The sequence below is a fragment of the Paenibacillus sp. FSL W8-0186 genome, assembly GCF_037969765.1.
In the GTDB taxonomy this organism is placed as follows: domain Bacteria; phylum Bacillota; class Bacilli; order Paenibacillales; family Paenibacillaceae; genus Fontibacillus; species Fontibacillus woosongensis.
The window spans coordinates 624,011-648,955 of the sequence record NZ_CP150207.1 but is presented as its reverse complement, the minus strand read 5'-3'; the positions used below and the strand labels follow the sequence as shown (position 1 = coordinate 648,955).

Annotated in this window: 27 protein-coding genes; 6 read left to right on the top strand and 21 right to left on the bottom strand. The window is 46.7% G+C overall.

Translation table 11 applies throughout. The annotated features are described in order from the left end of the window. Positions 1-63 precede the first annotated feature (63 nt). Positions 64-2,103, bottom strand: coding sequence for an RICIN domain-containing protein (locus tag MKX50_RS02700; protein WP_339158350.1), 2,040 nt, complete (start codon positions 2,101-2,103; stop codon positions 64-66). 328 nt (positions 2,104-2,431) lie between these two features. On the opposite strand from MKX50_RS02700, the gene MKX50_RS02695 reads away from it, so the two are divergent. Continuing rightward, complete coding sequence (locus tag MKX50_RS02695) at positions 2,432-3,574, top strand: glycosyl hydrolase family 8 (protein WP_339158349.1); 1,143 nt, start codon at positions 2,432-2,434, stop codon at positions 3,572-3,574. A gap of 74 nt (positions 3,575-3,648) precedes the next feature. Here the strand turns inward: MKX50_RS02695 and MKX50_RS02690 are convergent, their stop codons facing one another. The 11 genes from MKX50_RS02690 to MKX50_RS02640 all read right to left on the bottom strand — a co-directional run bounded on the left by MKX50_RS02690 (position 3,649) and on the right by MKX50_RS02640 (position 14,114). Further along, entirely contained in the window at positions 3,649-3,972 is a 324-nt protein-coding gene (locus MKX50_RS02690; protein ID WP_213590936.1) for a hypothetical protein, read from the bottom strand. A 30-nt stretch (positions 3,973-4,002) separates the two neighbouring features. Next, the gene (locus MKX50_RS02685) at positions 4,003-4,515 is read right to left on the bottom strand and encodes a GNAT family protein (protein ID WP_339158348.1); all 513 of its coding nucleotides are present in this window, start codon (positions 4,513-4,515) and stop codon (positions 4,003-4,005) included. A gap of 187 nt (positions 4,516-4,702) precedes the next feature. Then, positions 4,703-5,176 (bottom strand): DUF4358 domain-containing protein, encoded by a 474-nt coding sequence (locus MKX50_RS02680; RefSeq protein WP_213590934.1) that lies wholly within the window; start codon positions 5,174-5,176, stop codon positions 4,703-4,705. Beyond that, positions 5,173-6,321, bottom strand: coding sequence for a DHHW family protein (locus MKX50_RS02675; RefSeq protein ID WP_339159995.1), 1,149 nt, complete (start codon positions 6,319-6,321; stop codon positions 5,173-5,175). Before MKX50_RS02675 ends, MKX50_RS02680 begins: the two co-directional genes overlap by 4 nt. A gap of 14 nt (positions 6,322-6,335) precedes the next feature. Beyond that, positions 6,336-7,742 (bottom strand): MBOAT family protein, encoded by a 1,407-nt coding sequence (locus MKX50_RS02670; RefSeq protein WP_339158347.1) that lies wholly within the window; start codon positions 7,740-7,742, stop codon positions 6,336-6,338. Positions 7,743-7,763: 21 nt separating this feature from the next. Next, positions 7,764-8,450: a GDSL-type esterase/lipase family protein gene (locus tag MKX50_RS02665; RefSeq protein WP_213590932.1), complete on the bottom strand. Its 687-nt coding sequence runs from the start codon at positions 8,448-8,450 to the stop codon at positions 7,764-7,766. Positions 8,451-8,569: 119 nt separating this feature from the next. Further along, a complete protein-coding gene (locus MKX50_RS02660; protein ID WP_339158346.1) occupies positions 8,570-10,396 on the bottom strand; it encodes a HAMP domain-containing sensor histidine kinase in 1,827 nt (608 codons plus the stop codon). Then, entirely contained in the window at positions 10,393-11,067 is a 675-nt protein-coding gene (locus tag MKX50_RS02655; RefSeq protein ID WP_213590930.1) for a response regulator transcription factor, read from the bottom strand. The genes MKX50_RS02660 and MKX50_RS02655 overlap by 4 nt, the downstream gene beginning before the upstream one ends. 136 nt (positions 11,068-11,203) lie before the next feature. Continuing rightward, positions 11,204-11,467 (bottom strand): helix-turn-helix domain-containing protein, encoded by a 264-nt coding sequence (locus MKX50_RS02650; protein ID WP_213590929.1) that lies wholly within the window; start codon positions 11,465-11,467, stop codon positions 11,204-11,206. A gap of 14 nt (positions 11,468-11,481) precedes the next feature. Further along, positions 11,482-12,477: a hypothetical protein gene (locus MKX50_RS02645; protein ID WP_213590928.1), complete on the bottom strand. Its 996-nt coding sequence runs from the start codon at positions 12,475-12,477 to the stop codon at positions 11,482-11,484. Positions 12,478-12,803: 326 nt separating this feature from the next. Next, the gene (locus tag MKX50_RS02640; protein ID WP_339158345.1) at positions 12,804-14,114 is read right to left on the bottom strand and encodes an ABC transporter substrate-binding protein; all 1,311 of its coding nucleotides are present in this window, start codon (positions 14,112-14,114) and stop codon (positions 12,804-12,806) included. Between the two features lie 299 nt (positions 14,115-14,413). On the opposite strand from MKX50_RS02640, the gene MKX50_RS02635 reads away from it, so the two are divergent. Both MKX50_RS02635 and MKX50_RS02630 read left to right on the top strand, forming a co-directional pair. Beyond that, positions 14,414-15,484, top strand: coding sequence for an LLM class flavin-dependent oxidoreductase (locus MKX50_RS02635; RefSeq protein ID WP_339158344.1), 1,071 nt, complete (start codon positions 14,414-14,416; stop codon positions 15,482-15,484). 56 nt (positions 15,485-15,540) lie between these two features. Beyond that, complete coding sequence (locus tag MKX50_RS02630) at positions 15,541-16,275, top strand: GTP cyclohydrolase II (protein WP_155611724.1); 735 nt, start codon at positions 15,541-15,543, stop codon at positions 16,273-16,275. 220 nt (positions 16,276-16,495) lie between these two features. Here MKX50_RS02630 and MKX50_RS02625 read toward each other — a convergent pair whose 3' ends face one another. From MKX50_RS02625 to MKX50_RS02615, 3 genes are all read right to left on the bottom strand, one after another. After that, positions 16,496-17,542: a DUF1835 domain-containing protein gene (locus MKX50_RS02625; RefSeq protein ID WP_339158343.1), complete on the bottom strand. Its 1,047-nt coding sequence runs from the start codon at positions 17,540-17,542 to the stop codon at positions 16,496-16,498. A gap of 1 nt (position 17,543) precedes the next feature. Further along, positions 17,544-18,092 (bottom strand): NUDIX hydrolase, encoded by a 549-nt coding sequence (locus tag MKX50_RS02620; RefSeq protein WP_339158342.1) that lies wholly within the window; start codon positions 18,090-18,092, stop codon positions 17,544-17,546. A gap of 118 nt (positions 18,093-18,210) precedes the next feature. Continuing rightward, positions 18,211-18,591 (bottom strand): hypothetical protein, encoded by a 381-nt coding sequence (locus MKX50_RS02615; protein ID WP_213590922.1) that lies wholly within the window; start codon positions 18,589-18,591, stop codon positions 18,211-18,213. Between the two features lie 209 nt (positions 18,592-18,800). Here MKX50_RS02615 and MKX50_RS02610 point away from each other — a divergent pair, with 209 nt between their 5' ends. Further along, a complete protein-coding gene (locus tag MKX50_RS02610) occupies positions 18,801-20,399 on the top strand; it encodes a GMC family oxidoreductase (RefSeq protein ID WP_339158341.1) in 1,599 nt (532 codons plus the stop codon). Between the two features lie 26 nt (positions 20,400-20,425). Here the strand turns inward: MKX50_RS02610 and MKX50_RS02605 are convergent, their stop codons facing one another. Further along, positions 20,426-20,896 (bottom strand): hypothetical protein, encoded by a 471-nt coding sequence (locus MKX50_RS02605; protein ID WP_339158339.1) that lies wholly within the window; start codon positions 20,894-20,896, stop codon positions 20,426-20,428. Between the two features lie 25 nt (positions 20,897-20,921). Further along, positions 20,922-21,272: a DUF2628 domain-containing protein gene (locus MKX50_RS02600; RefSeq protein WP_339159993.1), complete on the bottom strand. Its 351-nt coding sequence runs from the start codon at positions 21,270-21,272 to the stop codon at positions 20,922-20,924. Between MKX50_RS02600 and MKX50_RS02595 the strand changes: the two genes are divergently transcribed. Next, complete coding sequence (locus MKX50_RS02595; RefSeq protein WP_339160264.1) at positions 21,215-21,685, top strand: hypothetical protein; 471 nt, start codon at positions 21,215-21,217, stop codon at positions 21,683-21,685. The genes MKX50_RS02600 and MKX50_RS02595 overlap by 58 nt on opposite strands. Positions 21,686-21,764: 79 nt before the next feature. Here the strand turns inward: MKX50_RS02595 and MKX50_RS02590 are convergent, their stop codons facing one another. Together MKX50_RS02590 and MKX50_RS02585 are read right to left on the bottom strand one after the other, a co-directional pair. Beyond that, the gene (locus tag MKX50_RS02590; RefSeq protein WP_213590918.1) at positions 21,765-22,067 is read right to left on the bottom strand and encodes a hypothetical protein; all 303 of its coding nucleotides are present in this window, start codon (positions 22,065-22,067) and stop codon (positions 21,765-21,767) included. A gap of 16 nt (positions 22,068-22,083) precedes the next feature. Next, on the bottom strand, positions 22,084-22,209 hold the full coding sequence (locus tag MKX50_RS02585; protein ID WP_280530409.1) for a hypothetical protein: 126 nt from the start codon (positions 22,207-22,209) through the stop codon (positions 22,084-22,086). A gap of 166 nt (positions 22,210-22,375) precedes the next feature. Here MKX50_RS02585 and MKX50_RS02580 point away from each other — a divergent pair, with 166 nt between their 5' ends. Next, positions 22,376-23,173 (top strand): hypothetical protein, encoded by a 798-nt coding sequence (locus MKX50_RS02580; RefSeq protein WP_339158338.1) that lies wholly within the window; start codon positions 22,376-22,378, stop codon positions 23,171-23,173. 141 nt (positions 23,174-23,314) lie between these two features. Here the strand turns inward: MKX50_RS02580 and MKX50_RS02575 are convergent, their stop codons facing one another. Continuing rightward, positions 23,315-23,764 (bottom strand): hypothetical protein, encoded by a 450-nt coding sequence (locus MKX50_RS02575; protein ID WP_213590916.1) that lies wholly within the window; start codon positions 23,762-23,764, stop codon positions 23,315-23,317. A 29-nt stretch (positions 23,765-23,793) separates the two neighbouring features. Then, positions 23,794-24,384: a TetR/AcrR family transcriptional regulator gene (locus MKX50_RS02570; protein ID WP_339158337.1), complete on the bottom strand. Its 591-nt coding sequence runs from the start codon at positions 24,382-24,384 to the stop codon at positions 23,794-23,796. Positions 24,385-24,945 lie beyond the last annotated feature (561 nt).

Genomic DNA, 24,945 nt, shown 5'->3' with positions numbered 1-24,945 from the left:
CATTCCCATTTCCTCCCCATTGTTCAAAATAAAATGTGTGTACATCTGCACTTCATAGATTCGTTATCGAACGAACGAGAATGTCCAGTTGTGATCCGCCGTGCCGTTATCGTCCCACTGCACGATTTTTGCGCCTGCCGTCTTGGACATGCCGTCCACGCCGAGCACCTTGCCGCTATGACGGTTCACCAATTTATAGCTGCCGTCCCCTACGGGAACGAGCTGCCATTCATGATCCGCCGTGCCATTGTCATCCCATTGTATGGCGGAAGCGCCGTTCGCCGTGGACATGTTCTCAACCCCCAGCACCTTGCCGCTATGGATATTTGTCAGCTTGTAGTAGCCGCTGCTTAAGCGGTCAAACCGCCACTGATGATCCGCACTGCCATTATCGTTCCATTGGACGGCCTGTCCTCCATTTGCTGTGGACATGCCGGAAATACCGATAACCATGCTGCTGTGCGCATTCCTCAGCTTGTACACCGATCCGCTTTGTACGGGTGACTGCGGAGACTCTCCTGATCCCCCTGTCCCTGTCATCCGGTTCTCGATTCTAAAATAATCGAAATCCACATACCCGCCAGCCGATTGTGTTGCGTAGTTAAATAAGGCAAACCGGTATCCCATAAAATGCGGCAGAGTGTAGCTCATCTGCAGCGTGTTGCCAATGACTGTCCACCGGTTGCCGTCCAGGCTGTAATAGAAGTAGGCTTTGTCGGTATTATTTTTAAAATCCATTTCCACTTTGAAGTAGACATTGTTCTGTGCAAGAGGCACACTCGCGACTTCTACCGGAGCTGTCCCGCTTCCGTTGACCATGATGATGGATTTGGAATTCCCGGACATTTTTACGCCGACGAATCCGTAGTTTTTCTGCAACGCGGCAAGACCTGCATAGTCCCCGCTTTTCATCCGGCTTACATCGAGGGCAATCCGTCCAGAGCTTTCCGGCCCGATGCTTCTTTGCGTGAGTGAATTGCGCGCATCCAAAATGCCCGTGCTCGTCCGTCCGGTCTTCAGCCGCATAAATCCCGGGCGCTCGGTTAGAGACCAAAGATTGTTGTCTGGATTATGATTCCACTGCCATACGAGCGGAAGCCGGGTTTGATCGAATTCATCGGAGGCCACGATTTTATGATTGGAATTCGCGCCGGGGACGGGCTTTGGCATTTGCGCGGGAATCTGGCCATTCACGCCGAATACCGGCCAAGCATCTTGCCACGCAACGGGAACAAGGAAGGGAGTACGCCCTACTGATCCATGATCCTGAAAAAGCATGCCGTACCATTTGCCATCCGGCGTATCCACGATTCCGCCTTGAGCGACGCCAGCAAAATCCAGAGCAACCCGTCCTTCATAAGGCCCGGTAATGCGATCCGCTCTAAAAACCAATTGCGTACGGCCTTTTCCCTGCGGCCAGGTGATCAGGAAGATGTAATACTTGCCGTTTATTTTTTGAATATGCGCTCCCTCGGCCGGGAGTCCGACATTAGGACCTGCCACCAGGCTGGCATTGGGAATAATGACCTGGTTTAACCCGCCTGGCTTTACAGCGCTGGCATCCGCAGTGAGCTCAGTAAGGCGAATATCGCCACCGCCGTGAACAAGGTACACCCTCCCGTCATCATCGAACAGCAAAGACATGTCATGGTAAAAGCCGATCGTGGAGCGAGTCCATGGCCCTTTTTCAATATCCCGCGTCTTGTAGATGAATGTATTGCCCGCTGTGCTGGAGGAAAAAACCACATAGTAGGTGCCGTTGTGATATCTTAAGCTGCTGGCCCAGGAGCCTTTGCCATACTCATTCTGACCATTCCTCAGCGTCTGTGCGTCGGAATCCCCTAGCGTATCGTATACATAATTGACGATTTCCCAATGGATAAGATCATAGGATTTCATGATCGGCACGCCGGGGTTCATATGCATCGTTGTACTTGTCATATAGAAGGCATTCCCCACTCTAATGACATCCGGGTCCGGCACATCGGCCCACAGGATAGGATTCTCAAACGAATTCTGATCCTCTGTAGCATGCAAGCCGGGAGATATGAATACCGCCATCAATGTAAGCGTTGCCAAAACTAAGCAAAATTTTTGCCTCATCTCTGATCATCTCCTTTCTTGTGACACTTAACTGGACATTCGCCGAATCTTAATCCCCCTTTCGACAAAAGTTTGCGCGATCTGCCTCCCTCCAGATCAAATCTAGAAATTAATTACATTTTTTCAAGTTCATTTTATGATCATTCCATCGAAATCTAAATGGAATTTTTTGTTTGTTTATTGCACTTTCTTTTTTGCAGTAACCCGATAGACTCCTGTATCTTACTATTAGAGAAATAACTAATATTTCTGGGGAAAGCGCTTTAATTTACTCAACTCCTGCTGTGCTATGATATAGCCAAATGATGATTAAACGGAGGTTGACGTTATGTCTGCAAACCAATTAGGTGCTTTTTATACGAAAGAATACAGGAACCTGTTCAAGGAGCTCGGCTATTCCGAAACGGAAATTGAAGCCAATCTGGAGCAGGTATGGAACGATCTGTTCTATGGAGAGCCGGATGTGCGGATCTATCACCCGATGGGTGACGATAAAGGCTATATTCTCGATACCGGCAATTTGGACGTGCGGACAGAGGGCATGTCATACGGGATGATGATGGCTGTGCAAATGAATAAGAAAGAAGAGTTTGACCGGCTGTGGAATTTCTCGAAGACATTTATGCAGCATAAGGAAGGGCCCTACGCCAATTATTTTGCCTGGCATTGCAAGCCGGACGGAACCCGCATCTCCCAGGGTCCTGCACCGGACGGAGAGGAATTTTTCGCGATGGCCCTGTTCTTCGCGGCCAGCCGCTGGGGAGACGGGCCGGAGCCCTATAACTATTCCGAGCAGGCACGAACGATTCTAAGAGCATGCTTGCATCAGGGGGAAAACGGCGAAGGCGATCCGATGTGGGACCCGGAAACGAAGCTGATCAAGTTCATACCGGAATCTAAGTTTAGCGATCCGTCATATCATCTCCCCCATTTCTACGAGTTGTTTGCCCTGCTGGCCGACGAGCGGGATATGAAGTTTTGGCGGGAGGCCGCCAAGGCCAGCCGGGCTTACCTGCATACGGCATGCCATCCGGAAACTGGCCTCGCTCCAGAATATGCGAATTATGACGGTACGCCGGCAGAGCCGCAGCCCCATGGCGACTTCCGTCATTTCTACAGCGATTCCTACCGGGTGGCCGCCAATATCGCCCTGGATTGGGTATGGTTCCGCCAGGATCCCTGGCAGGTCGAGCAGTCCAACCGGATTCAGGCATTTTTCCGGGACATCGAGGTTTCCGATTATCGCCGCTACACCATTGACGGGAAGCCGTTCGATGAGCCAGCGCTTCATCCAATCGGCCTTCTGGCGACCAATGCGGCGGCTTCCCTCGCCGCCGACGGCCCGGACGCGGAGCATTTTGTCCGCCTGCTCTGGAACACGCCGCTTCGTACCGGAGACCGCCGCTATTACGACAACTGCCTGTACTTCTTCAGCCTGCTGGCGTTGAGCGGGAATTACCGGATTTACTAATTGCGATGACTGGCAGCAATCCAAGATACAAAGGCAGGACAACTAAGCGTTGTCCTGCCTTTTATCCTTCTTGATTAACTCCAAAATCCATGCCTCTCCTTATCATCCACCCTATTTTCTTGTTTCCGGTATTTGATATAATCTACTACAAGCTTTATAAGATATATGATCAGCAGCACCGAAATCCCGTACGTTGGTAAAATGTGCACCTCATACTGCTCTAGGGTTGTAAAGATTTTTAAACGATATATATTGAATTCTACATCTGTGATTACAGCTTCTGTGAATCTTATCATCCCTAATACCGCATACAAATGAACAGCCAGCTTAATACATGCTCCAAAAAGAATAATGAAGCTTCCTATTTCCGCCGACTGATTGAATCTAAATTTTCTCATGCGAACCCCCTTTAGAATCAATTAAGTTCTCTAGACCTCCACTCTTAGGGCCGTGAATTCCTGCCTTAGCAGGGACATTACAATCAGAGATTCGTACTGATCGCCATTCCTAATGCATTCTCTTAATACGCCCTCCTGCTTGAACCCTAGAGCTAAATAAAGCTGCATCGCTCTCTCGTTATACTCCTTCACATCCAGCCATACTCGATGAGCACTTACCCCTTCAAATACATATTGTAAAACCGCCTTGATGGCTTCTCTTCCATATCCTTTATTTTTCTCTGCAATGACAATCCGGACCAGCTCAATGCTATGGTGCGGGCTGTCGAGACCTGCCAAAATCATATACCCCACCGGGTTCGCAGCCTCATCCTCAATAACTATATGCCTCTTATCCGAGTCGCGCAACGCGGCCATATGCTGGTCCCTGGGCCAAGGTATAATATAGGATCTGTTCTCATGATCGTTTTCAATCGCTAACACCATCTCTAAATCAGAAGCCATAGTTGGCCTGTAGGTCAGCCTTTCAGATTTCAATAACATACTAGAATTCATTCTTTCTTACCTCACAATTCGCTGCTTCTTACATGATTATACATCCTTTGCTGTCAAAAGCGCGATTACGGCTTCTCCATGAGATCATAGACCCTTAAAAACATCATGATACACGAAACGAAACATGATCTAACCGATCAGCTACAAGGATTTGCAGAATTATGCTTGAAGTGCCTTATTTCAATATGTCGTCAAACGCGCGCTCCATTTGATCTGCTTCTTTCGAAACCGCGAACAGAACAAACCTGCCTTTGGCCTTCAAAATATGCTTATCCAGCAAATAGTACTCCTCCGGGCGATAATCTTTAAATTTGACGGTTTGGACCTGGATTCGCTCCTGTACTTTGTCAAGGACATGACCGACTTTGTCCGCATCCTTGACCCGGATGACGGCCAGTTCATCCGCCTTTACATTGGAGGAAGCTGTATACAGTATGAAATCCTCCACTATGTCCGGTTCGATGTGATACAATTTTTGGAGTTTCTCCTGGTCCCCCGGCTTCATGCCGGGAAGACCTGCCGCTAGCCGAATGCTTTCCCCTACTTCTGCAGCCGTCAGCTGTGCCGAGGCTCCTCCGTCTCCGGTGCATCCCGCCAATATTCCCGCTGCATTAGAAAGCACGAGCAGTATGATCCATAGTCGCTTCATTTCGTTACCTCCGATAGATTGAGAATAGATATGTCTTCAAAAAAAGTGTGGACATTGTAAAGAATGATCATGTCTTGAAACTGCCGATCTTCTACGAGCTTCAGCAGTGATTCGTCGTAGTAGCGAAGATCAACCACATCGATCTCGGCGAAGTGCTCCAGAAGGAACGGGACCAAACTATTGGCGTACGAATCCTTGATTACCAGCAGCTTCTTCCCGTTGGGATTCGCCATCGTGATTCGAATCAGCGGATGGTTGCCATTCAGGAAGACCGCATATTTATCCTTCTTGTTTAACTGCTCCAATTCATACAAGGAATTCGTGGTACGGCCTTCATCTACATATTCCACCTTGATCTGGCTTTCCTCCCGCGGCAGATAGAGATCGATTCGGTCGGGCTTAAGATGTCGGTAGCCGCTCTTCGAATAGAGCGATCCGTAAAATTTATCCGTCGCTTGCCGGATATCGAACGCCGCCTCACTTTTCGGAACGATGCCCATCCGCCTGCACAACGCCTGATAGCCGTAATAAGCGCCTGTACTCGTCCAGTGATGATCCGTCTTGTAATAAATGGACATTCCCCGGTGGTCATGCAATGCAGGGTACACCTCGACGAAGCGAATATCAGAGCGAAGCGATTGCTGCACTTGGTTTATAGCAGCCCGCTCATTGCCAGTCTGTGCATTCGCCGGCAGCTTATCCGCAAGCAGCGCAGCGGAGGTCGGCACCAGCATGACATACTTATTTAAGCCAGGCGTCGCCCGGTGAAACGAATGGATGGCTGCGATCCTCTTCTCCACTTCCGCAGCATTCGGTGATGTGAAGTGCTGAAAAAGATACCCGTCTTCGCCAAGGTATACGCCGTTGCTGTCCTTCTTGCCCACAATGCGTTCCGCATCGGTCTTGATTCCGACCCAAACGCCGCGGAATGCAAATTGATCGGAAACATATCTCTCATAACTGGCCGTAAACGTTCCTGATAGGAGGGATCGCAGCTCAAAAACAGGTGGCTTTTCGAGCACTCGGTTCTCCGCTTCCGCGAAGTCCTTGTCAGGCGTCAAAACGTTCATAACGACCATCGTCCCGATAAACAGCAGCAGCAACCACGCCGTCATGGTGCGGGTTCGTTTGTCATATCCGATCAACATCGATCCCCCCCTCAAAAACGGAAATATAAGAACGGATTATAAGACTTGTTGACTAAATAGGCCGTCGACAAAACCAGACTAATGAAATAAAACGCCAGTACGCCGATCACGCCTCCCGTATTCCAGCGGTCTTTGATGCGCTCGGTCATTCTCCGGGGAAGCGGCGTCGCGAATATAGCAAGGAGAACGAACAAACCTCCGTTCGCAGACAGGTCATACAGCGCTTGGTCATCCGCCAGCCCCTGCCCTCCGAAACCAAACATTGCCCCGATAAACGCCACTGCCGCGGACAATTGTTCAAATTCGAACAAGACCCACCCGACCACGACGATCAGCAGCGTGTAGAGATGCCCTACCCAGCTTGGCCCGCGCGTCAGCCACTTGAGAAGAAACAGCTTCTCAGCCGTAACGAAGCAGCCGAAATACAGCCCCCATACAATGAAATTCCAGCTCGCTCCATGCCACAAACCAGTTAAGAACCACACAATCAAGAGATTTCTGAGCTGCTTGCGCCAGCCCTGCCGATTGCCGCCAAGCGGAATATAGACATATTCCCGGAACCAGGAGCCCAACGATATATGCCATCTACGCCAAAATTCCGTAATACTCCTGGAGATATAGGGGTACTTGAAGTTCTCTGGAAAGTCAAAGCCGAACATCTTACCGAGGCCCCGCGCCATATCCGAGTACCCGCTAAAATCAAAATAAATTTGCAGCGTAAACGCCAGAATTCCAAGCCAGGCGGAAAGGACGGTCAAATCCTCGAGCGGCGTTGACTTCACATTCGTCCACAGCAGGCCGATGTTATTGGCGAGCAGCACCTTTTTAGCCAATCCCCGGATGAACCACTCCGCTCCTTCCCCAAATCGCTCCAGCGTTACTTTTCGTGAGACCAATGGTCCCACTATATCGCCGTATTTGACGATCGGGCCGGCGACTAGCTGCGGAAACATGGCAACGTAGGCGCCAAAGGCGATGAAGTTTCTTTGGGCCTTGACTTTGCCAAGATATACGTCCACCACATAAGACATCGTCTGGAACGTATAAAAGGAAATGCCCAGCGGCAGCGGCAGATCCAGGGCCTGAAAATGCAGGCCGAACAGAGCATTTATATTCTCAACGACAAACCCGGCATACTTGAAGAAGCCGAGAATGGCCAGATTGCCGCAGATCGAGCTGATGAAAATCACCTTGGCCAATGATTTGCGATGTCTATACTTGCCAATCAGGATCCCGTTAGCGTAGTCGAAGACGGTTGAGAAGAGCATGATGACGATATAGACCGGTTCCCCCCACGCGTAAAAGACGAGACTCGCGGCGAACAGAACGGCATTTTTCAACTTCTTGGGCGAGAGGTAATAAGCCAATAACGCAGCGGGCAGAAATTGGAACAAAAAAATCAGACTGCTGAATACCAACGCTCTTCTCCCCCTACGCCATTACTTTGTGTTTATCCCATAACCCAGCTTATCCTTCAAAAAATCGAGCAGGATCGGATAATACTCTGCCTGGAAATGAATGCCGTCCGTATCGTACAGCTCGGTATGATCGGCCACAATCGGTGACAGATCGAAGAAGCCGACCTGTTTCTCAGCAGCCAGTTCCTTCACTCCCTCATTGTACTCGCCAATATTCAGGTAACGGGGCTCGGAGCTCTCCGCTTCCGCCGTGACCGGGGTCACCGATAATAACGTAATCGCCGCGTCTGGAAGTTTACCCGCGATCTCATCGATCAATTGAGCGTAATACGATAGCGAATATTCCTTCGGATTGTCGGTTGGCCACAAAATATCATCTGAGCCCAGCTGAATAAAAATATACTCTGGCTTTCGCTTCACGAGCTCCTCCACGTCCTCCAGCGCAAATTGAGCCGTTTTCCCTGCCCCTGCAAGCACGTTCTCCTCGTTCAGTACATCATGGTAGGACAAACCTTCCGTAATCGAATCTCCGAGAAAAAGGCTCCGTTGGAACAGTTTTTTATATGAAGCCTGTTTTGAGGTTGCGGGGTTATCCCCTTCATTGAGCGTTAATGAAGCAGGGTTCCGACTACCGCTCTGGTTCCCGCACGCCGCTAAGAGCAAGGTGACGATTCCGATCAGCATGATAATCATTTTATTTTTTGACATGTTTGAGTTCCTCTCCTATATCCTGTTTTTTATTTAGAATAAAAATGAGAGATCAAGATCAAGTGCAGATGAGATGCAGATGAAGTAGAAATCCAAAAAAAAAGCGCAGAACCCAAGTTCTACACTTTTTTAGCTTTCTTCAATTCAAAATAAAACAAAACGCCCTGCCCTGTATTCCTTACCCCGTACGGTGCCCCATGCAATTCGAGAATCTGTCTTGAGATTGCAAGGCCCAATCCTGTTCCGCCCGTTGAACGATGACGGGACTGCTCGCCACGATAGAATCGATCCCAGATCCTCTCCAACTGTTCGGGCGGAATATGAACGCCATTGTTCTCAACGAGGACCTTAACGCTATTCTCCTCTTCGGCCACCGAGACCATGATCTCTCCCTTCTCCGGTGTATAGCGTATGGCGTTCGTCAGGAAATTGACGATCACCTGCTCGATCCGATGCCGATTGGCCACGACTTCGACGGGGGCAAGATGGGTGTGCAGACGGATCTGCTTGGCCGCGATACCCGGAGCCAGCTTCGCGCAAATCCGTTCCAGAACCTCATCCATCCGGAATGAATCCATCGTCATCTTATACATACCGGATTCATATCTCGCCAGCTCCAGCATATCGTTGACTAGCAGGTTCATCTTCTGCACTTCATCTTCCATCGCCGCAAAATAATAGTCCCGCCTCGGACTATCCGCTTTGTCCTTCAAAATATAAAGGCAGCCTTCCATTACGCTAAGCGGAGTTTTCAGCTCATGCGACACTCCCGCTATGAATTCCTTTCGTGTTTGCTCCAACCGCTTCTCCCGCTCAATATCCTGCTCCAGCCGGTCTATATGCTCGTGCAGCATATCCGAAAGCCGATTGATATTCCGCGACAGGCTGCCGATCTCGTCCTCGGTCCGGACAGGGATCTTCTCCGAGAAGTCCAGCCTGGCCATTTTTTGCGTCATCGCATCCATTCGAAGCAAGGGAGCGGCGATTCTACGGGAAAAATAAAGGGAGGCCAGTACAACGAGCAGCAAGGTGCCAACTACAATATAGCCATAATAATGTCTTAAGACGCCTGCGGCTTCACTCACGGGCTGCAGCGATGTTACTGCAAACAGGTAGGCAGGATTTCCTGCCTGGTCGACTATGCGCTCCACAAATATTTTGTAATGAATTTCGTTCTCCACGTAATCCATTACGGTACTCGTCTGCTCCGCAAAGTCCCCATACAGCAGATCCGCCTGAAAATCCTTCACCCGGTTGAGTAATAGACGGTTCGTATAGCGAGACACTTGCTCGCCTTGCGGCATCCGGACCTGCGTAATGGTTCCGCGAACGAGCTCACTGGGGTAGTGCTCATGATACTCCGTCGGGCTGGCAAATCTCGGAACAACCTCATATTCTTTGGCGACTAGCTGCCGATTCTCCAGGCGGCCCTCCTCTCTGAGGTTGGATGTGCTTCTCCCGATCCGCTGCGGATACAATTGGCCCTCGAACATGATCCCTTCCATGGCAACCTGCTGCCCCTCTTTGATAAATGAATCGGGGAACAACGGGTTATCAGCACTTGCATCCTCCACATCCATCACCGTATACAACGGCACGATGAGCGTTTTACCCGACAGATCGGAGTTAGCGTCCGAGTGCTCCAACCGCACCTCCATCTCATAATCATTTGCATATTTCAAGTAGCCCCGATGGTCCAATACTGCGAGCCAAGCGTTCGTATTTGCATAGAACTCCTGCTCCTTCCTGACTTCGGAGTGGGGAGCCCCAGCCTGGTTCAGCGCATCCTGCCGGTAGGAGCGAAGAGCTTCCTGCACCTTTTCCGTCTTTTGTTGCACATAAAACTGCTTGAAGAACACGGTTTGTCCGATAATCAAGCTCGCAATTACAATCAGGCACAGCCCCGTCGTAAGCAAAAACAGCTTGAATACAATGCGGTTTCTCATGGCTGCTCCTCGAATTTATACCCTGAGCGAACAACGGTGACGATATGTTTTGCATGCTCCCCAAGCTTGGAGCGTAAATTACGAATATGGCTGCTGAGCGTGCGGTCATCGCCATCGAAATCGTAGCCCCAAATTTTAGTGATGAGCTGCTCCCGTGTGAGGATGATGCCTTTATTTTTCATCAAGTAAGCTAATATTTCGAATTCCGTGTGTGTTAAGCTGCAGTGCTCTCCCCCCGCCAAAACAGTCCGGGACAGCAGCTCGATCGTAATCCCGCCGCCAGATAACCTATCCCCCTGACCAGGCGTTTTCCGATTCTCAAGCAGCCGCTTGGCGCGAGCCAGCAGGATGGGAGGACTACATGGTTTAATCACATAATCGTCTGCCCCAAGCTCGAATCCAAGCAGCGTATCCTCCTCGTCCGAACGGGCCGTCAGCATCAGAATCGGCGCATTTGAGACTTTGCGAATTCGCCGGCATACCGACCAGCCATCCAATTCCGGCAGCATAATATCCAGGATGACCAAATGCACCTCATGCTCTTGGAACAACGCCATCGCTTGATGGCCGTCACTCGCCTCCAGCACTTCATAACCTTCATCCGTCAAATATTCCCTCGTAATTTCCCTTAATATCTGATGATCCTCTACTATAAGTATCCTTTTCGACATTTTAACTACCTCTTACCCATCTCTCTAGATTGAATTTCGTTCCCTTTACATGCCTAAAGTTTGCTTTGATGTGCCCACTCATGAAATAACCCAGCCCTTGTTAGCTGCTATAATTTAAGCTGGGTCTACAGTGTGCTTATGAATCCTTGTTGAGAGCTTCTTTAATTTGCGGAATTGATAAGCCGCCTGATCTCAGTTCCTTAATGAAATGAATGCGCGCGACGGTTTCCTCTCTTTTATATCGGCGTGTCAGATTTTCCTCCGCCTGTGTGAAGGGCAGCATACCCTCTTCTGTGTAAAATTTCAATGTACTATAGCGAGAATCCGTAAGCCGTACTAATTCACCTATAGTTACGAACTCAGAGGCCAATATGGCCTCCATAGAACGCTGTCTGGACATGATTCAAGACTCCTTTAAATTAGGGGCTTCGGGATTAGACGCACACCATGGATCGGCACTCTCCCGTAAATGGCATGCGGAATCGCTTGATAAACAATATTATCTATCTTAATTGTTGGAATCTGCCCTTCCTGCAGCACCGTAACAGTATGGCCATTGGATTCCAACCGCTGCTTTACATCATGCAATCTTGCAGCTGGATTGGAGAACATCGCCTCCATGTCGATAAAAACAGCCTGCGAGCGCTCCAGGATGGGAAACAAAAAATTCAAACCGCTGCCCGCTTGTGTCTTTACTGCCCCTTTTTTCATACGGAAAAATTGCTTCACTGCTAATTCAATGCCACGATGGATGCGGATGGGATACAAGGCTGTGGCCAGCGGAGCACCTTGATACAATTTATACATTCGGGCACTTACGATATCCAGCTCATTCCGCGAAAAAAAATCATGCATGCATCCGCTCTCGCGAAGAAGCCAGAGCATGCAAATCGTCTCATCCGTTACCGGGCCATCCTCCAGAATTTCTGCGCGGATACTCTCTGAAATGCTGGAGTATTCCTGAATATCGCTGCGATATTCTTTGATACTAACGCCTGCAGAATGAAAATACAGGTCACACCCCAATAGATGGGGGATTTCCTCAAGCAGCCCCAATTCCTTAAGAGAGCCGGATACAGCCTGTTCTAGCTTTTTTAACGTTGATCCGGGAAGCATAGAGGCTCTTTTCAGCCAAGTATTCAAATCCCAAGATTTCTTAGCATTTTGACGGGCTAAGGATTTTAAAATAATCTCCTGATAAAGCATGGTATGAGATTGCTCCAGGACATCTTTCTTCAGAGCTATTTGTTTCTTAGTTGGTGTAAAGCCTTTGTCCAGGTAAACCTCGAGAATAACTGCTGCAGCTATGCAGCGGAGGGCCACCTTCTTGGCCGTAGTCATCTCAAGACTTCTCTGCGCATTTAGCGCCAACATGGAAAAGCTTTGTGTCAATTGCAAATCCGCCATCATAATCCTCTCCTAATCATCATTTCTTCAACTGATGCTTACTTGATGTGAGGAATCATTCGGTTAGCTCAATTCATGGTTTGTCACTTACTACTTACTACTTATCACTTACTACTTACTTTATATTTTAATTGTTTTTCTTGTCAATGGCTACACTTAAATGCACATCCTAACCCTTTGAATCAATGTGGTTATTGCATTAGCGTGAGGCTCTCTGGTCAGCAACAAACACCAAAAAGCGAGTCTGCGCAGCCGCGCAAAACCCGCTCAATACATTTTATTATAGCTCCAGTATTCTGAGGACAGTACCGCCGCGGCAATCAAAACATTTATTCACTCACGGATTTAAGCGCTAATTGCAGCTCCTCCTCCATGAGCTGTAGAGATTCTTGAACGGTCCGTTGATCAGACCGTATTTCAGACATGTATCTAGGCGAGATTTCATCGATCTTGGCGAGCACTTCTGGAGGCAGCTCTCTTAGCTCATTAATTAAAGTATTACTTGCTCTTTCCAATTTATAAAAAACTTGAATCGATTCCTCCTGATTCTCGCTGACTCTTGCCGGCAAATCAATGGTATTGATTTGCGGGAGGAGCCTTGCATAATCATTCCCGGAAACATACTTGATAAACTCCCAGGCCCCCTCCGTCTCCTGATTGTTTGATGGAATCGTAAAAATGTCATTCATCTCTACTCCATTTCCCAGATCCGGATGCTCCGCACTAACCGGAAGTGTTGTCATTCCCCACGCAAAATCCCTGTCTTTTTCATCTAAAATTCGATATAAGGATGAATCGGCAACCGCCATCGCAATATGTCCGGATAAGAATGGATAGCTTTCTTTCTGTAGGTCTTCCAACTTTAACGATTGCGTTGATTCTGCCTGATGGGGATCAAAACAGACCCGCAATTTAAAACACGATGTCACCTCTTCAAAAACTTTCTCCCAAGACGGAGAATTTAGAGTAAATTTTCCGTTTCCATACACTGATAAACCGCTGCCTTCCCCTATCGTTAAAGCCATCATAAAAGGATTGGCCGTTTTTTTATGGTGAAATCCATATTGTGGAGTCTGATCATCTGTAAAATTTGGAAACTTATGAGCTAGCTCAAAGACTTCTTCCCATGTTATAAAGTCTCTAGGATAGGATAAACGATAATGATCGAAAAGGTCTTTGTTATAAAATAGCGCATCCCCTACAAAGGTTGCAGTCAGCCCGTGAATTCGGCCCTGCTCGTCCCTAAGAAAATCAAGGATCGCTGGCGAATAATTAGCAAGATCGAAGCGATCTTTAGTAATCATCTCGTCTAAAGAAAGCAATTTGCCTTTCTTCTGAAGTACAGAGTAGGAATCCATGGGAATGGATAAGACATCTATATTTTCCTTCGCTATAAGCTCTTCGATAGTATCAGTCATGTGTTTTCCCGGCGTTAAATTTTCGTAAATGGAGATAACCTCCAGAGAATAGTTGGGATGCGTTGCAAGAAAGAAGTTCCCGTAAAGCTGATTAAATCCCTTTTCACTGAAAGCAAGAATTCTTAGGGTTTTGGGCTCCTGTTTTTTTTCAAGCTGCGCCTGACAGCCAGATAATAAAATGAGCAGACTTAATAACAATAAGCAGAGCTTCTTCATTTTCATATTCCTCTCCTACTTTGCTGTTTTGATAGACACAACCCGGCCTTCATCTTAGGCCGGGTCGTGAGTTGTCTGGATATTCTATTGCCTTGCTTGCATCTTCCATATTCCCTGTTTCAATTCAATATCCTTCCACAATTATACATCTTATTCCTAAAATGCGCTTGGAAAGGAGCTTAATAATTGTTAGTTCCTTTATTAACTTCGTTGTATTATGATATAGTTATAAGTTATTGCATTAACCAACCATGGATTGCAAACAATTCGAATACACGGCAATTCTTAATGAAGGGGTTCCAACAATGAATGACAGCATACAGAATAAGCATCCAGGAATTGAAATTGGAGTCTACACTCTCGGCGATCTTGTACCTGATCCGCATCAAGGTCAAACCATTAGCAGCCGGCAGCGGCTGTTGGATATGATTGAAGCGGCGAAGCTGGCTGATGAGGCGGGATTAGATATATTCGGAGTTGGCGAGCATCATCGTCTAGATTATGCGGCATCGTCCACCTCGGTTATTTTAGCGGCCATCGCACAAACTACAAAGCAAATTAAATTAACCAGCGCGACAACCGTTCTGACGACTACGGATCCGGTCCGGCTGTTCGAGGAGTATGCCACACTAGATTTATTATCGAATGGACGGGCTGAAATCATAGGTGGGCGCGGGGCTTTCCTGGAGTCTTTTCCTCTGTTCGGCTATGACCTGAATGATTATGATGAACTGTTTATGGAGAACTTCGAGCTGTTTCAGCAGTTAAACCAACAGGAGAAGGTTTCCTGGCAAGGCAAATTTCGCGCTCCCCTTCAAGAAGCGGAAATTGCACCACGCCCCATCCAGACGCAAATTCCCATGTGGATCGGTTCAGGAGGGTCGCTGGTCAGCGCGGAACGGGCTGGAAAGCTCGGAACCGGCATGGCTTTGGCGATCCTTGGCGGTGCTCCTAATCGATTTCAAGCTTTGGTGGAAGCATACCGTGCAGCTGGAAACGCAGCAGGCCATAAGCCATCCGACCTGAAGGTCGCTATTACAGGCCATGGTTACATTTCTGCTACAACGCAGCAGGCCAAAGACGAATATTATCCATACTACGCCAATTATCGGCAATATGTAGATCGTCAGCTTGGAAAAACCAGCGCAACCCTGTCGCGCGAGGAGTTCGAACAAATGACCAGTCCGGAAACGGCCTTATTTGTAGGAGATCCGCAATTAATCATCGACAAAATGATGTACCAATACGAGCTATTTGGCCACCAGCGGTTCATGTTACAGCTTGACGTCGGCGGCATTCCCTTTTCTAATGTTGCACGAAGCATAGAACTGCTGGCAACAAAGGTTGCCCCGGTCGTTCGCCAACATACAAGCTAAGCAGTTGCAGAGCCACGCACCTGACCTATAACATTATGCGATAAAGGAATGATTCGATGTCGGATACGAAGCTAGAACCTAAAGCACTGGATATTTTAAAAGATAAAATTCAATTAATCCAGACCGAGGAAGGCGGCATTTACCTCGTTGGACCGATCAAACTGCCCGTCGACCTGGACGGTGAGACCGTCATTTTCCAATGGTATTGCTGGCTCAGCCGCTGCCAAGTCACAGATAATTTTCAGGAAATCATCGACCAGCTGTCCTCCGCAAGCTTAGCGGAATACCAGCAATCAAGCGTACTCGTGTACGGCGACTTCAAAAATGCCGACGAAGCCTTGATTCGCATGCATTCGATCTGCCACACAGGCGACATCTTCGGCAGCCAAAAATGCGATTGCGGTTACCAGCTGAAGAAATCCATGAAGAACATTGTGGAGCACGGTACAGGCGCGCTGTTCTACCTGGCCAACCATGAGGGACGCGGCATTGGATTATTCAGCAAAGCGATGGCTTACGTGCTGCAAGAGAACGGATACGATACCGTTGAAGCTAATTTAAGCCTCGGCTTCGTCGACGATTCCAGAAACTACACCGATGCGCTAAGCGTGCTGCGAACTCTTCGCACCAAGCCTGTAACGCTTATGACCAACAATCCTAAGAAGCTCGAAGCCCTGCAAAAAGCCGGCCTCGCCTTATCTGGAAGAGAACCGATTTGGGGCGGCGAATCAGCCTTCAACGAGTTCTATTTGCAGACCAAGGTGCAGCGTTCGGGGCATTTGGAGGAATAGGATTTTTAACCCTATAAGCTCGGATATAACAAGGCCCGGCCTTAGATTGCTTATCTAGGATCGGGCCGTCTTTTTCACTTTGCCTCAGTTAGCACAAAAAGTTAATTTCTCTTAGAAATTCTTCTGTATCCAGCAGTGTTCTTTGATAGGGTTGATTATCATAGTTCCCATAGTTAAAAAAGCCATGCCCTAACCCATCAAATTGCCGATTTGGCATTCTTTATGGGTTAGCATGTTTGCGCCGGACGCTATAGAATCTCATTGCTGCAGGGAGGCCTTTAATTTCAAGGGTGCCGTTATAAATCAGCTCTCTCAACCGATATTCGAAATACGAGTCCCCTACATATTGCTCGCAATAACCTATCGCCTCTCCGATCAGGCGGGCTGCTTTCACAAAACCATGATCACCGGCGGGCGGCTTTAGCTTGTCCAGCAGATATGAATCATAGTAATCCGCAGGTACTCCGAGCACTGAACCTCCCCGCCAAATACGCAGGGTCGCGGTTTGCTCCGAGATTGCCTGCCATTCCTGCACTAATCGCATCAGATCAGCGTGGCTCAGTGGGCTGCATTCTTCGATGCGGCGGAGTGCTTCCTGAAGCTTGTCAGACGGGACTTCCCCCGAGTGCCTGTAATCCATTCTGGCATCTGGCCGGTTATAGAGCTCTTCACAAATTGCGCAAGCATTGCACACCGTTAACGTATTGCGTTTGTTCTGCAGCAGATGAATCACATGCCGCATTCCTGCCTGCTCGCAGGCGTTGCTGCTGGTCCAGACAATGATTTTCGCTGGTTCAGGAATACGCGTCAGCTTGTCTACAAGCATGCCGTACTCTTCTTCAACTTCCACATCGTCCTCAAAAGAGTCCGTTATATGATCCCGGAACCATTCACGGCGGGCCGCCCTGCCTTCCGGGGAGTCCAGCTCGCCCAAAGGACCAATGGCGTAATTCTCCCTCAAGGTAATTACCTTATGCGTCTCTGCCCAACCGAGCTCTTTCAGCGCGTATTTCATACTTCCCGCAAAAGAATCACCGATCACGATATGAACATGGGTGCAAGTCGGAACAGGATCCCAGAAGCCTCTTTGCTGCTGAAGCCCCATCAATCCATCATAAAGCTCAAGCAGCTTTGTGATCGAATCTTCACCAGGCTCGCCCTGATCCCGCAGCCGCTTGATTTCCACAAGTATAAAACCCAAATACGACCGCAGTTCTGCGTGTCCCAGGGAATCTATTGCCTTCTTAATAGATTGTAGATCTTCCATTTCAGTTCTCTCCCAAACCGGTTTTTATGCTATAAGCAAGCCTGTACAGATCAGCGATGTCGAATCGACCGATCGATTCGAACCTTCTAACCGCATCGTCTATACTAACCGCTTCCACGGAGACAACCATCTCACCGTCAGCCGGATTCAGCGGCTCCGAGACGATCCTTACTTCTCCCAGGCCCATTAATCTAATAAAATTGGGATGAGGGATATGCGGCCGATATGGCTCCTCTGCACTGGAATAGCAATAGAAGTGCCCAAACACTTCAAAATTGCTTATCTCCGCACCTAACTCCTCAAGCATTTCCCTTCTTAAACACTCGAAATAGCTCTCCCCAGGTTCCATCGTTCCGCCCGGCAGCTCCCATCGGCCATCATCCAATTGCATGACCACACACTTTGAGCCAATAAACGGAATCATGCTTATATTGCTCACCAAAGCCTCATCGAAATCCTTGCCAAGCTTGAATTGGCTAGACACTTGTTTCCAGTGGATAGGCTTTTTCAATGCAGGTACGTTATCCAAGTAATTAGCAATATCATTCATATCAGTGCAGGCACCTTTCACAAAATGACCCAGCCTTAGAAAGTTTATACTTTAAGCCGTGGCATTTTTCTTAATATATCCATTATTATACATCCAATACCCGAGTAGACACCCAACTTCATAGCCCTTTGAACACTTCTATAAACAAATAAATATGTAAAATTGGAAAACCAACTAAACATACTAAAATAAGCATCATAATTCTTTTTTCTATATATGATTCTATCGGTTCCATTTTTTTTAATCTCCCCCGAACTAATAACAAAACCAATAAAATTACTAAATTAACGAACACCAACAAAAAATTAAATGATCTATCAGAATTTAATACAAGGTATAAAGTAAGAAAAAAGCTTGTGGGTATTAAAGCATAAAACATCCTTATCGACCATGTAAATAACTTAAGCATGCTTCCACCAGCTAATGCACTTAAAATCGAGGCTACTACAATATAAACTAGGACGAAAATAATAGTAAGAAAAACCGCTTTGTAATCCATTTCTACCTCTCCTACTTGTGTTTTATGTAAAACTTCACCATTTGTTTCCTGTTTGGCAGATGTCGACATAGAATTAACCTGACCTGGATATTCCTATCCGGGATTGGGTCTTGCATGATCCAGATCTCAGGCATTTCCGGAATAGACTGGCACACAGCATCGAACAACGCAATACTCTACAGTAGTCTATTGTAAAAAGGAGTGCTCCGATGAAAGGGAAATCATCTTTTGATTATATCGTTATAGGTACAGGACCAGCAGGCGCAGTCATCGCCAAAACGCTTACAGATGATAAGAAAACTTCTGTACTCGTCATCGAAGCGGGCGAAAACCATGATAAAGACAAACCCATTATGGATTCAAGCTTTGCTCTGGAACTGGAGGAGAACTTTTTCCCCAATTACTTCTGGCAAGGAGAAGGCATCCCTCAAGAGAACCTGGATGATCGATCCTTTGAATGGACAACCGGCCGCCTCTCCGGCGGCGGATCTTCCATTAACGGGGAGCAGTATGTGCGTCCAACCACAGCGGTGCTTAGAGAGTGGGAACGGTTACTCGGCCCCATTTGGTCCCCGGATAAAGCCATTCGTCGATTTAAACGACTAGAAAATTATAATGGTGAAACCGATAACGTTGAGGCGCGCGGGTTTCACGGAAGAATAGACATCAGGCAAGCGCCTTCGGAGCCAACGCCCCTGGCGGATAAGCTCGTCCTCGCCATTGAGCAAGCCACCGGATTTCCTAGCATTCTTGACTACAATGATCCTGATACTCCACTCGGTCCATTCACCCGCTGGCAATTGTATCAAAAGCCAAATGGAGATCGGGAAAGCTCGTCAACCGCTTTTCTGTCCTCCGATATCGTGACATCCTCTGGCCGAGGCAAGAATGGACGTAAACTAACCGTTTACTACAAGACAACAGCCCTTCGCGTGCTTTTTGACCGCAAACGGGCTATAGGCGTAGAGTTATTAAAAGAAGGGAAGTTCATTAAAGTATTTTCGCGAAAAAAAGTGATCATTTCAGCAGGAATCAATAGTGCCCAATTGTTAATGCTATCGGGAATAGGACCAGCCAAATCGCTAAAGGCAGCGGGAATACCTGTCATTGTTCATAATCCGAACGTTGGCCAAAGACTAAAAAATCACACATTAAACTCCGCGGTATTTACAACGAACTCCGATGATGCTGCACTGCCTTCCAATGATCCGGATGCGCTATACACAGGAGGAGCCTTTTTGCCTGACCCCACTGGAACAAAACCTGACCGTAGAGCCGTACAACTGATTGGAATCGGTTCGGAGGGCATGTTAACCATCGCTATTCTATATTTGCGGCCTAAGAGCCGGGGATCGATTACCATTCAAAATAATGATCCGCTAAACATTGTTTTGGCCGATGAAGGATTTCTATCAGATCCAAGAGACATGGAAGCAGTTAAAAATATATATAAAATATATATCAAAAAAATCGCGGCCGAACTGGCAAGCATAGATCCTTCTATCCGTCTCGTAACACCGAGTTTGGATGTTATAGATGATGATTTGCAGCTAGAACAATTTATTAAGGAAAACTTCGATCATAATCATCACCAGCAGAGCTTCCTTCGGATGGCCCCAAGGCACAAGGGCGGAGTCGTTGATCCTCTAGGAAATGTACACGGGGTAAAAGATCTAATCGTCGCCGACGCCTCCCTCATTCCATTTACGGTGGACGGTAATACTTCTGCCGCTGCGTTCCTTATCGGATATACGATTGCTAATCAATTACGTAATCGTTCTAAAATTGCGGAACGGAACGAAGAGTAGTTATAAGCTAGGTATTTTGTTATACATTATTCCTTCCAAATTGAAATGACTGAAAGTTTTTCATTTGGATCAAGATCATCACATTGGCTTAATTCAATTGTAAATAACTCCTCTGTTTCATTCTTATCGATAGCTTTGCAAGTATACTTTCTTATGCCTCTTCCGTCTCCACTCATACCATCCCTAGTATTATCAATGGTCCACTTAATTTCACGGCCGTTTGAATACACATCATGGATCCAGTATCCGCCATCAACAATTGGCGGAATTAACATCAAATAATTACCTTTGCCTTCCTTGAATCTGCTTACCAAATCTTCCAGTTGTTCAAAATCATTCTCATCAAAGTTTATCAATATCGAATGGTTTCGACTAACCTCATGTTTGTCTGCATCTTTGCCCTTATCCATTGAATTTATGATTACCCAAATCATAGACACTGACATAATCAAAATCACGAGCAGCAGCAAAAAGGTGAATTTATTTATATTTCTCATAAAATCTACCTTCCATCACGAGATCCTACAATAATGCGTCCTCAATAATGAATTCAATAGCAGCCGATACAATAAAAATTACAATGGCATACACAATGCCCCATCCTGAGGTTCCACCTTTTTGGATAGCTAGATTACGACGCACTTCAGGGTCACTATGATATTGCATGATCTTATCAATCGTTTTTTTAGATTTTTTATAATACATTTGATTAGCCAAAATCGCCATCCCAATACCCATTCCTGCAAATCCACCACTCGACTCTGAACCCAGCAGCATTAAAAAAATGGACATCAGGGATAATACTCCAATATAAATTGCACATTCCGCATACATTTTTCGATAACCCAACCAAATGGGACCGAACAGGAACATGGGCCAGTTCCATTTCGATTTCCTCATCACTTTTTCAAAGTATTTATCTTTTTTTATATGTAATCGTAAAAGATGAGTCAGCTCATCCTCGCTGGATTGCTGGTATGTACCATATGGTGGCGGCGGTGGCATGTAGGATCGTGTTGATGACGGTACGGGAGGTGGCTCTGGCATTCGTGGTGCTGGCGGTGGCCCTGATGCTGGCACTCGTGGCGGCGGCGGTGGTACCTGCCCTACAGCCTGCGGAACAAGCTTCATACCACAGTGCTCACAAAATTGAGCTGATGCATTTAGCCGCCTCCCGCATGATGAACAAAATTTGTAATTCAATCCGTTCAGTCCTTTCTTTATGTATTAATGAAGATAACATCAAACCTACTATGTATATAGTAAAATCATACCAAATTGGCTGAGAGGATGGAACCGGCACAAGACAAATAAGGATGTCTGAAGCTTCTGCTTCAAGACATCCTTAAGAAGGATTATCCCGCACTAAAGCGCTTGATAAGGACGAACTACCCACACACTGGCTCTGTACGTCAATCCATTATAAGCTGCTGTGATATAGGTTATTCCTGGACTTATTCCGCGGATATTTCCAGCCTCATCCAAGGAGACGATATTGGGGTCATCCACGGTAAATACGGTTTCCTTTGTAACCAGGGAAGTTAGTCCCGATTCATCCGTAAAATAGGCGGCCACGTCAAGCTCAGTTCCTATCGACAAGGAATACTCGTCCGAATCTAGGAAAAAGTAACCGGGGCCTGGCTGCTCACCCGTCACTTCAACGGACATGCTTGCCTGCATCCCCTCATAGGCAGCCGTAATCCTTCTTCCACAGCAGCTCGCCGTCGGGACTGAACTTGGCAACAAAAGGATCATATATCGGCCTCGCGTAATCAATATCGCGAACCCCCACCGACCAGAATGCTTCCATCGAAAGCCTCCAGAACGGAAAGCCCGCTATTGCTGGCATAAAATCCTGTCTTTTCGTGAAGAAAGTTGATTTCTTCTTTCCACACTAAAATTATTTATATATATATGGTTAACTACCGATAATAATTATAAAGATATAATTACCATAATATAGAGGGAGTGTTCAAATGGCACAAATCTCAAGCCTTTCAAGCAGCTCGCAATCTGCAGCGCCTGCAAAGTCTAGAACGAACATAATGTCACCCATTGACCGGGAAATTGAGCAGCTAATGAAGCAAAAAGGAATTATTAACGAAAAAATTGCTAGTATTAGATCAGATGAAAAATTAGACTCTAAACAAAAAGATGAAAGAATCAAACTATTAAACATGGATTTGCAGCTGCTCGAATCTCAAATTATGCAGAAACGAATGGAGAAAGCTGAGAACAATAAAAACGACAAAAATGCTTCCTCCCAAAAAGAGAATTCCAGTAAAAAAAGCGAAGCAGACATAAGTAACCAAGAAATATCAGGCCCATCGATGGAAAAGCTTTTACAGGCTAGCAATCTACATGACCAATTAACCAAAATGGCAAGTGTACGCAGATCACTGAAAGTAGAAGCGGACGATCTTAGACTTGAAGTAAAAAAGAATAGAGCTATTCTTGAAACCGACAATGAAGCCGGCGACGAAGGTAAATCAGAAATGAGAAAAAATCTCGAGATCACAGTGAATAAATCAAAAAACGAACAAGCACTGGACATAGATAAGAAAATCTATGAATTGGATCGAAAAATAAGTGAAAAGATCGAAGACACTATAGAGGGTATTCAGAACGATGACAAGCAAGTGAAAGTTGTTACCGAAGAGGTGAGTGGTCAGAAGGATGCGTCTGTATCTGCCCAACCTGTCAGTGCTGCTGATACGCTAAGGCCAAATCAAGATACGGGCAAGAACAATATTGGAATTGATATTCGCGTGTAAAGAGAATCTTGCTTCAAGAATATACATATTATTTATCATAGCTCTAGAATCCGTCGGGACAAAGTTTGGCATTAATATGAATAGCACCGTCAGAACAGTTATTTTGACTGTCTCCAACGGTGCTATTTTACGGTGAACGTTTCACTGCCCGAACAACGGGGACGCCAACAGGATTGCCGTGATAAATACAATCTGAAGCAGTACTCGGACAAACAGTTTTGGAACAGGCTTGCCGCCAATCGTCAATTGTTCTCGAGCCGCATATACATTGGCAGGGAACATCGCAATTAAGAGCACAACCAAACATATTGAAGCGGCTAGTGAGAATTTGGGCAGCAAAATACCGATAGCTCCTGCGATTTCAAGCCACCCGGTTACTGAGACAATCCATTCTTTCCTTGGAAAAGCAGGAGGGACCATCCTGATCAGGTCAGGCCGCCTTTTTCCCCAGTGAGCGGAAGCCGTAAGCAGCAGCATAATAGCCACGGCTATTTTCAACGAGGCATGCCAATCGTCGAAATAGGACCAACCAAACAAGCCGATGATCCGGAACAACAAAAAAGATACAACAAGGGCAATAAATGGAGCCATAATAATCCCTCCTTAGATAATAATGAGGACTAGTTTTTCAAAGTGGCGGCCATAAATGATGATAAATCTTGAGCAGTGTAAGAAACCGGAACCTTTAGGAATGAAGAACGGACGCGTAGGCCAAACGATAACAGAACAAACATTTCAGCCGTTCTCTCCGAATCAACCGATTCTTGAATTACCCCGTGCTGCTGGCCGATTACAATCCATTGTTTCGCTAAATGAACAGACCTCTGATAAAAATGGTGGAGTACTTCCGCCACAGCAGGTTCATCTTCCCTGCCAAGCAAATACATCAGAACTTTATTGGTTACTTCATTTGCATTCTCCAATGCTGCTAGATTACTCGATATTGTCAGCATCGGTCCGTCAAATGTTTTCTCTCCTTGCTCCACTTCCTTCATGAATTGTTCGTTGATTTCTTCTAGCCGATCCTGCAATACCCAAGCAAAAATTTCATCTTTGTTCTTCACATAATGGAAAATAGCGCCCTTGGATAATTCCGATTTCTCCATAATATCCTTCATCGTAATCGTGTGGCAGTTTTTCTCCCGTAGCAACTCTTTGGTTGCATCAAGGATTTGCCGGATGGTTTGTTTTCTTCGATCCTCATTTTTCATGGTAAATCCTCCAGGTTATTTATTATCCACCTTTTACCAAAGTGCTTATTGCCATTATACAAACCGACCGTTGGTTTGTAAATATGAATTTCAAGATCATTATTGCATAAAATAAGCCCCTGCTACAGGCAAGGGCTCGTTCGTCTACAGATCGCTAGACGCCTGAGCAAGCAAAGCAGCCAAGAGGGATGAATCTACCGTATTTCCCTTTTTCAGCTTTACAGTCTTTCTTTCAAGGGGACCATCGAACATTCCATCCCCAGTATTGGACTCGACCTAGTAATTGTGGTACGACGAGAAACCCGGCATTCAAGCGGTTAGTAATACGACCGATGATCTGTCCTTCGGTCTCGGGGAACATCCTACCATCGTAGGGGACTCCGAATATAGACGGTATAGAACACTTAGTGACCAACATGTTAGCCCTCGTACGAGCGACCTGTTTGGAAGAGGCTATGCTAACGGTTGTCATTGCGCTTAATCTTCCCTAAAAAGGGGGGGTCTGTTCTAACGGTTGTATGAGCGCTTATTTGGACGAAATGGCCCCTCTGCCTAGGAAAA

Coding starts and splice junctions, on each gene's coding strand:
- MKX50_RS02700 (WP_339158350.1), bottom strand. CDS start 2,103: ATGAGGCAAAAATTTTGCTTAGTTTTGGCAACGCTTACATTGATGGCG.
- MKX50_RS02695 (WP_339158349.1), top strand. CDS start 2,432: ATGTCTGCAAACCAATTAGGTGCTTTTTATACGAAAGAATACAGGAAC.
- MKX50_RS02690 (WP_213590936.1), bottom strand. CDS start 3,972: ATGAGAAAATTTAGATTCAATCAGTCGGCGGAAATAGGAAGCTTCATT.
- MKX50_RS02685 (WP_339158348.1), bottom strand. CDS start 4,515: ATGTTATTGAAATCTGAAAGGCTGACCTACAGGCCAACTATGGCTTCT.
- MKX50_RS02680 (WP_213590934.1), bottom strand. CDS start 5,176: ATGAAGCGACTATGGATCATACTGCTCGTGCTTTCTAATGCAGCGGGA.
- MKX50_RS02665 (WP_213590932.1), bottom strand. CDS start 8,450: ATGTCAAAAAATAAAATGATTATCATGCTGATCGGAATCGTCACCTTG.
- MKX50_RS02660 (WP_339158346.1), bottom strand. CDS start 10,396: ATGAGAAACCGCATTGTATTCAAGCTGTTTTTGCTTACGACGGGGCTG.
- MKX50_RS02655 (WP_213590930.1), bottom strand. CDS start 11,067: ATGTCGAAAAGGATACTTATAGTAGAGGATCATCAGATATTAAGGGAA.
- MKX50_RS02650 (WP_213590929.1), bottom strand. CDS start 11,467: ATGTCCAGACAGCGTTCTATGGAGGCCATATTGGCCTCTGAGTTCGTA.
- MKX50_RS02645 (WP_213590928.1), bottom strand. CDS start 12,477: ATGATGGCGGATTTGCAATTGACACAAAGCTTTTCCATGTTGGCGCTA.
- MKX50_RS02640 (WP_339158345.1), bottom strand. CDS start 14,114: ATGAAAATGAAGAAGCTCTGCTTATTGTTATTAAGTCTGCTCATTTTA.
- MKX50_RS02635 (WP_339158344.1), top strand. CDS start 14,414: ATGAATGACAGCATACAGAATAAGCATCCAGGAATTGAAATTGGAGTC.
- MKX50_RS02630 (WP_155611724.1), top strand. CDS start 15,541: ATGTCGGATACGAAGCTAGAACCTAAAGCACTGGATATTTTAAAAGAT.
- MKX50_RS02625 (WP_339158343.1), bottom strand. CDS start 17,542: ATGGAAGATCTACAATCTATTAAGAAGGCAATAGATTCCCTGGGACAC.
- MKX50_RS02620 (WP_339158342.1), bottom strand. CDS start 18,092: ATGAATGATATTGCTAATTACTTGGATAACGTACCTGCATTGAAAAAG.
- MKX50_RS02615 (WP_213590922.1), bottom strand. CDS start 18,591: ATGGATTACAAAGCGGTTTTTCTTACTATTATTTTCGTCCTAGTTTAT.
- MKX50_RS02610 (WP_339158341.1), top strand. CDS start 18,801: ATGAAAGGGAAATCATCTTTTGATTATATCGTTATAGGTACAGGACCA.
- MKX50_RS02605 (WP_339158339.1), bottom strand. CDS start 20,896: ATGAGAAATATAAATAAATTCACCTTTTTGCTGCTGCTCGTGATTTTG.
- MKX50_RS02600 (WP_339159993.1), bottom strand. CDS start 21,272: ATGTTCCTGTTCGGTCCCATTTGGTTGGGTTATCGAAAAATGTATGCG.
- MKX50_RS02590 (WP_213590918.1), bottom strand. CDS start 22,067: ATGTCCGTTGAAGTGACGGGTGAGCAGCCAGGCCCCGGTTACTTTTTC.
- MKX50_RS02585 (WP_280530409.1), bottom strand. CDS start 22,209: ATGGAAGCATTCTGGTCGGTGGGGGTTCGCGATATTGATTACGCGAGG.
- MKX50_RS02580 (WP_339158338.1), top strand. CDS start 22,376: ATGGCACAAATCTCAAGCCTTTCAAGCAGCTCGCAATCTGCAGCGCCT.
- MKX50_RS02575 (WP_213590916.1), bottom strand. CDS start 23,764: ATGGCTCCATTTATTGCCCTTGTTGTATCTTTTTTGTTGTTCCGGATC.
- MKX50_RS02570 (WP_339158337.1), bottom strand. CDS start 24,384: ATGAAAAATGAGGATCGAAGAAAACAAACCATCCGGCAAATCCTTGAT.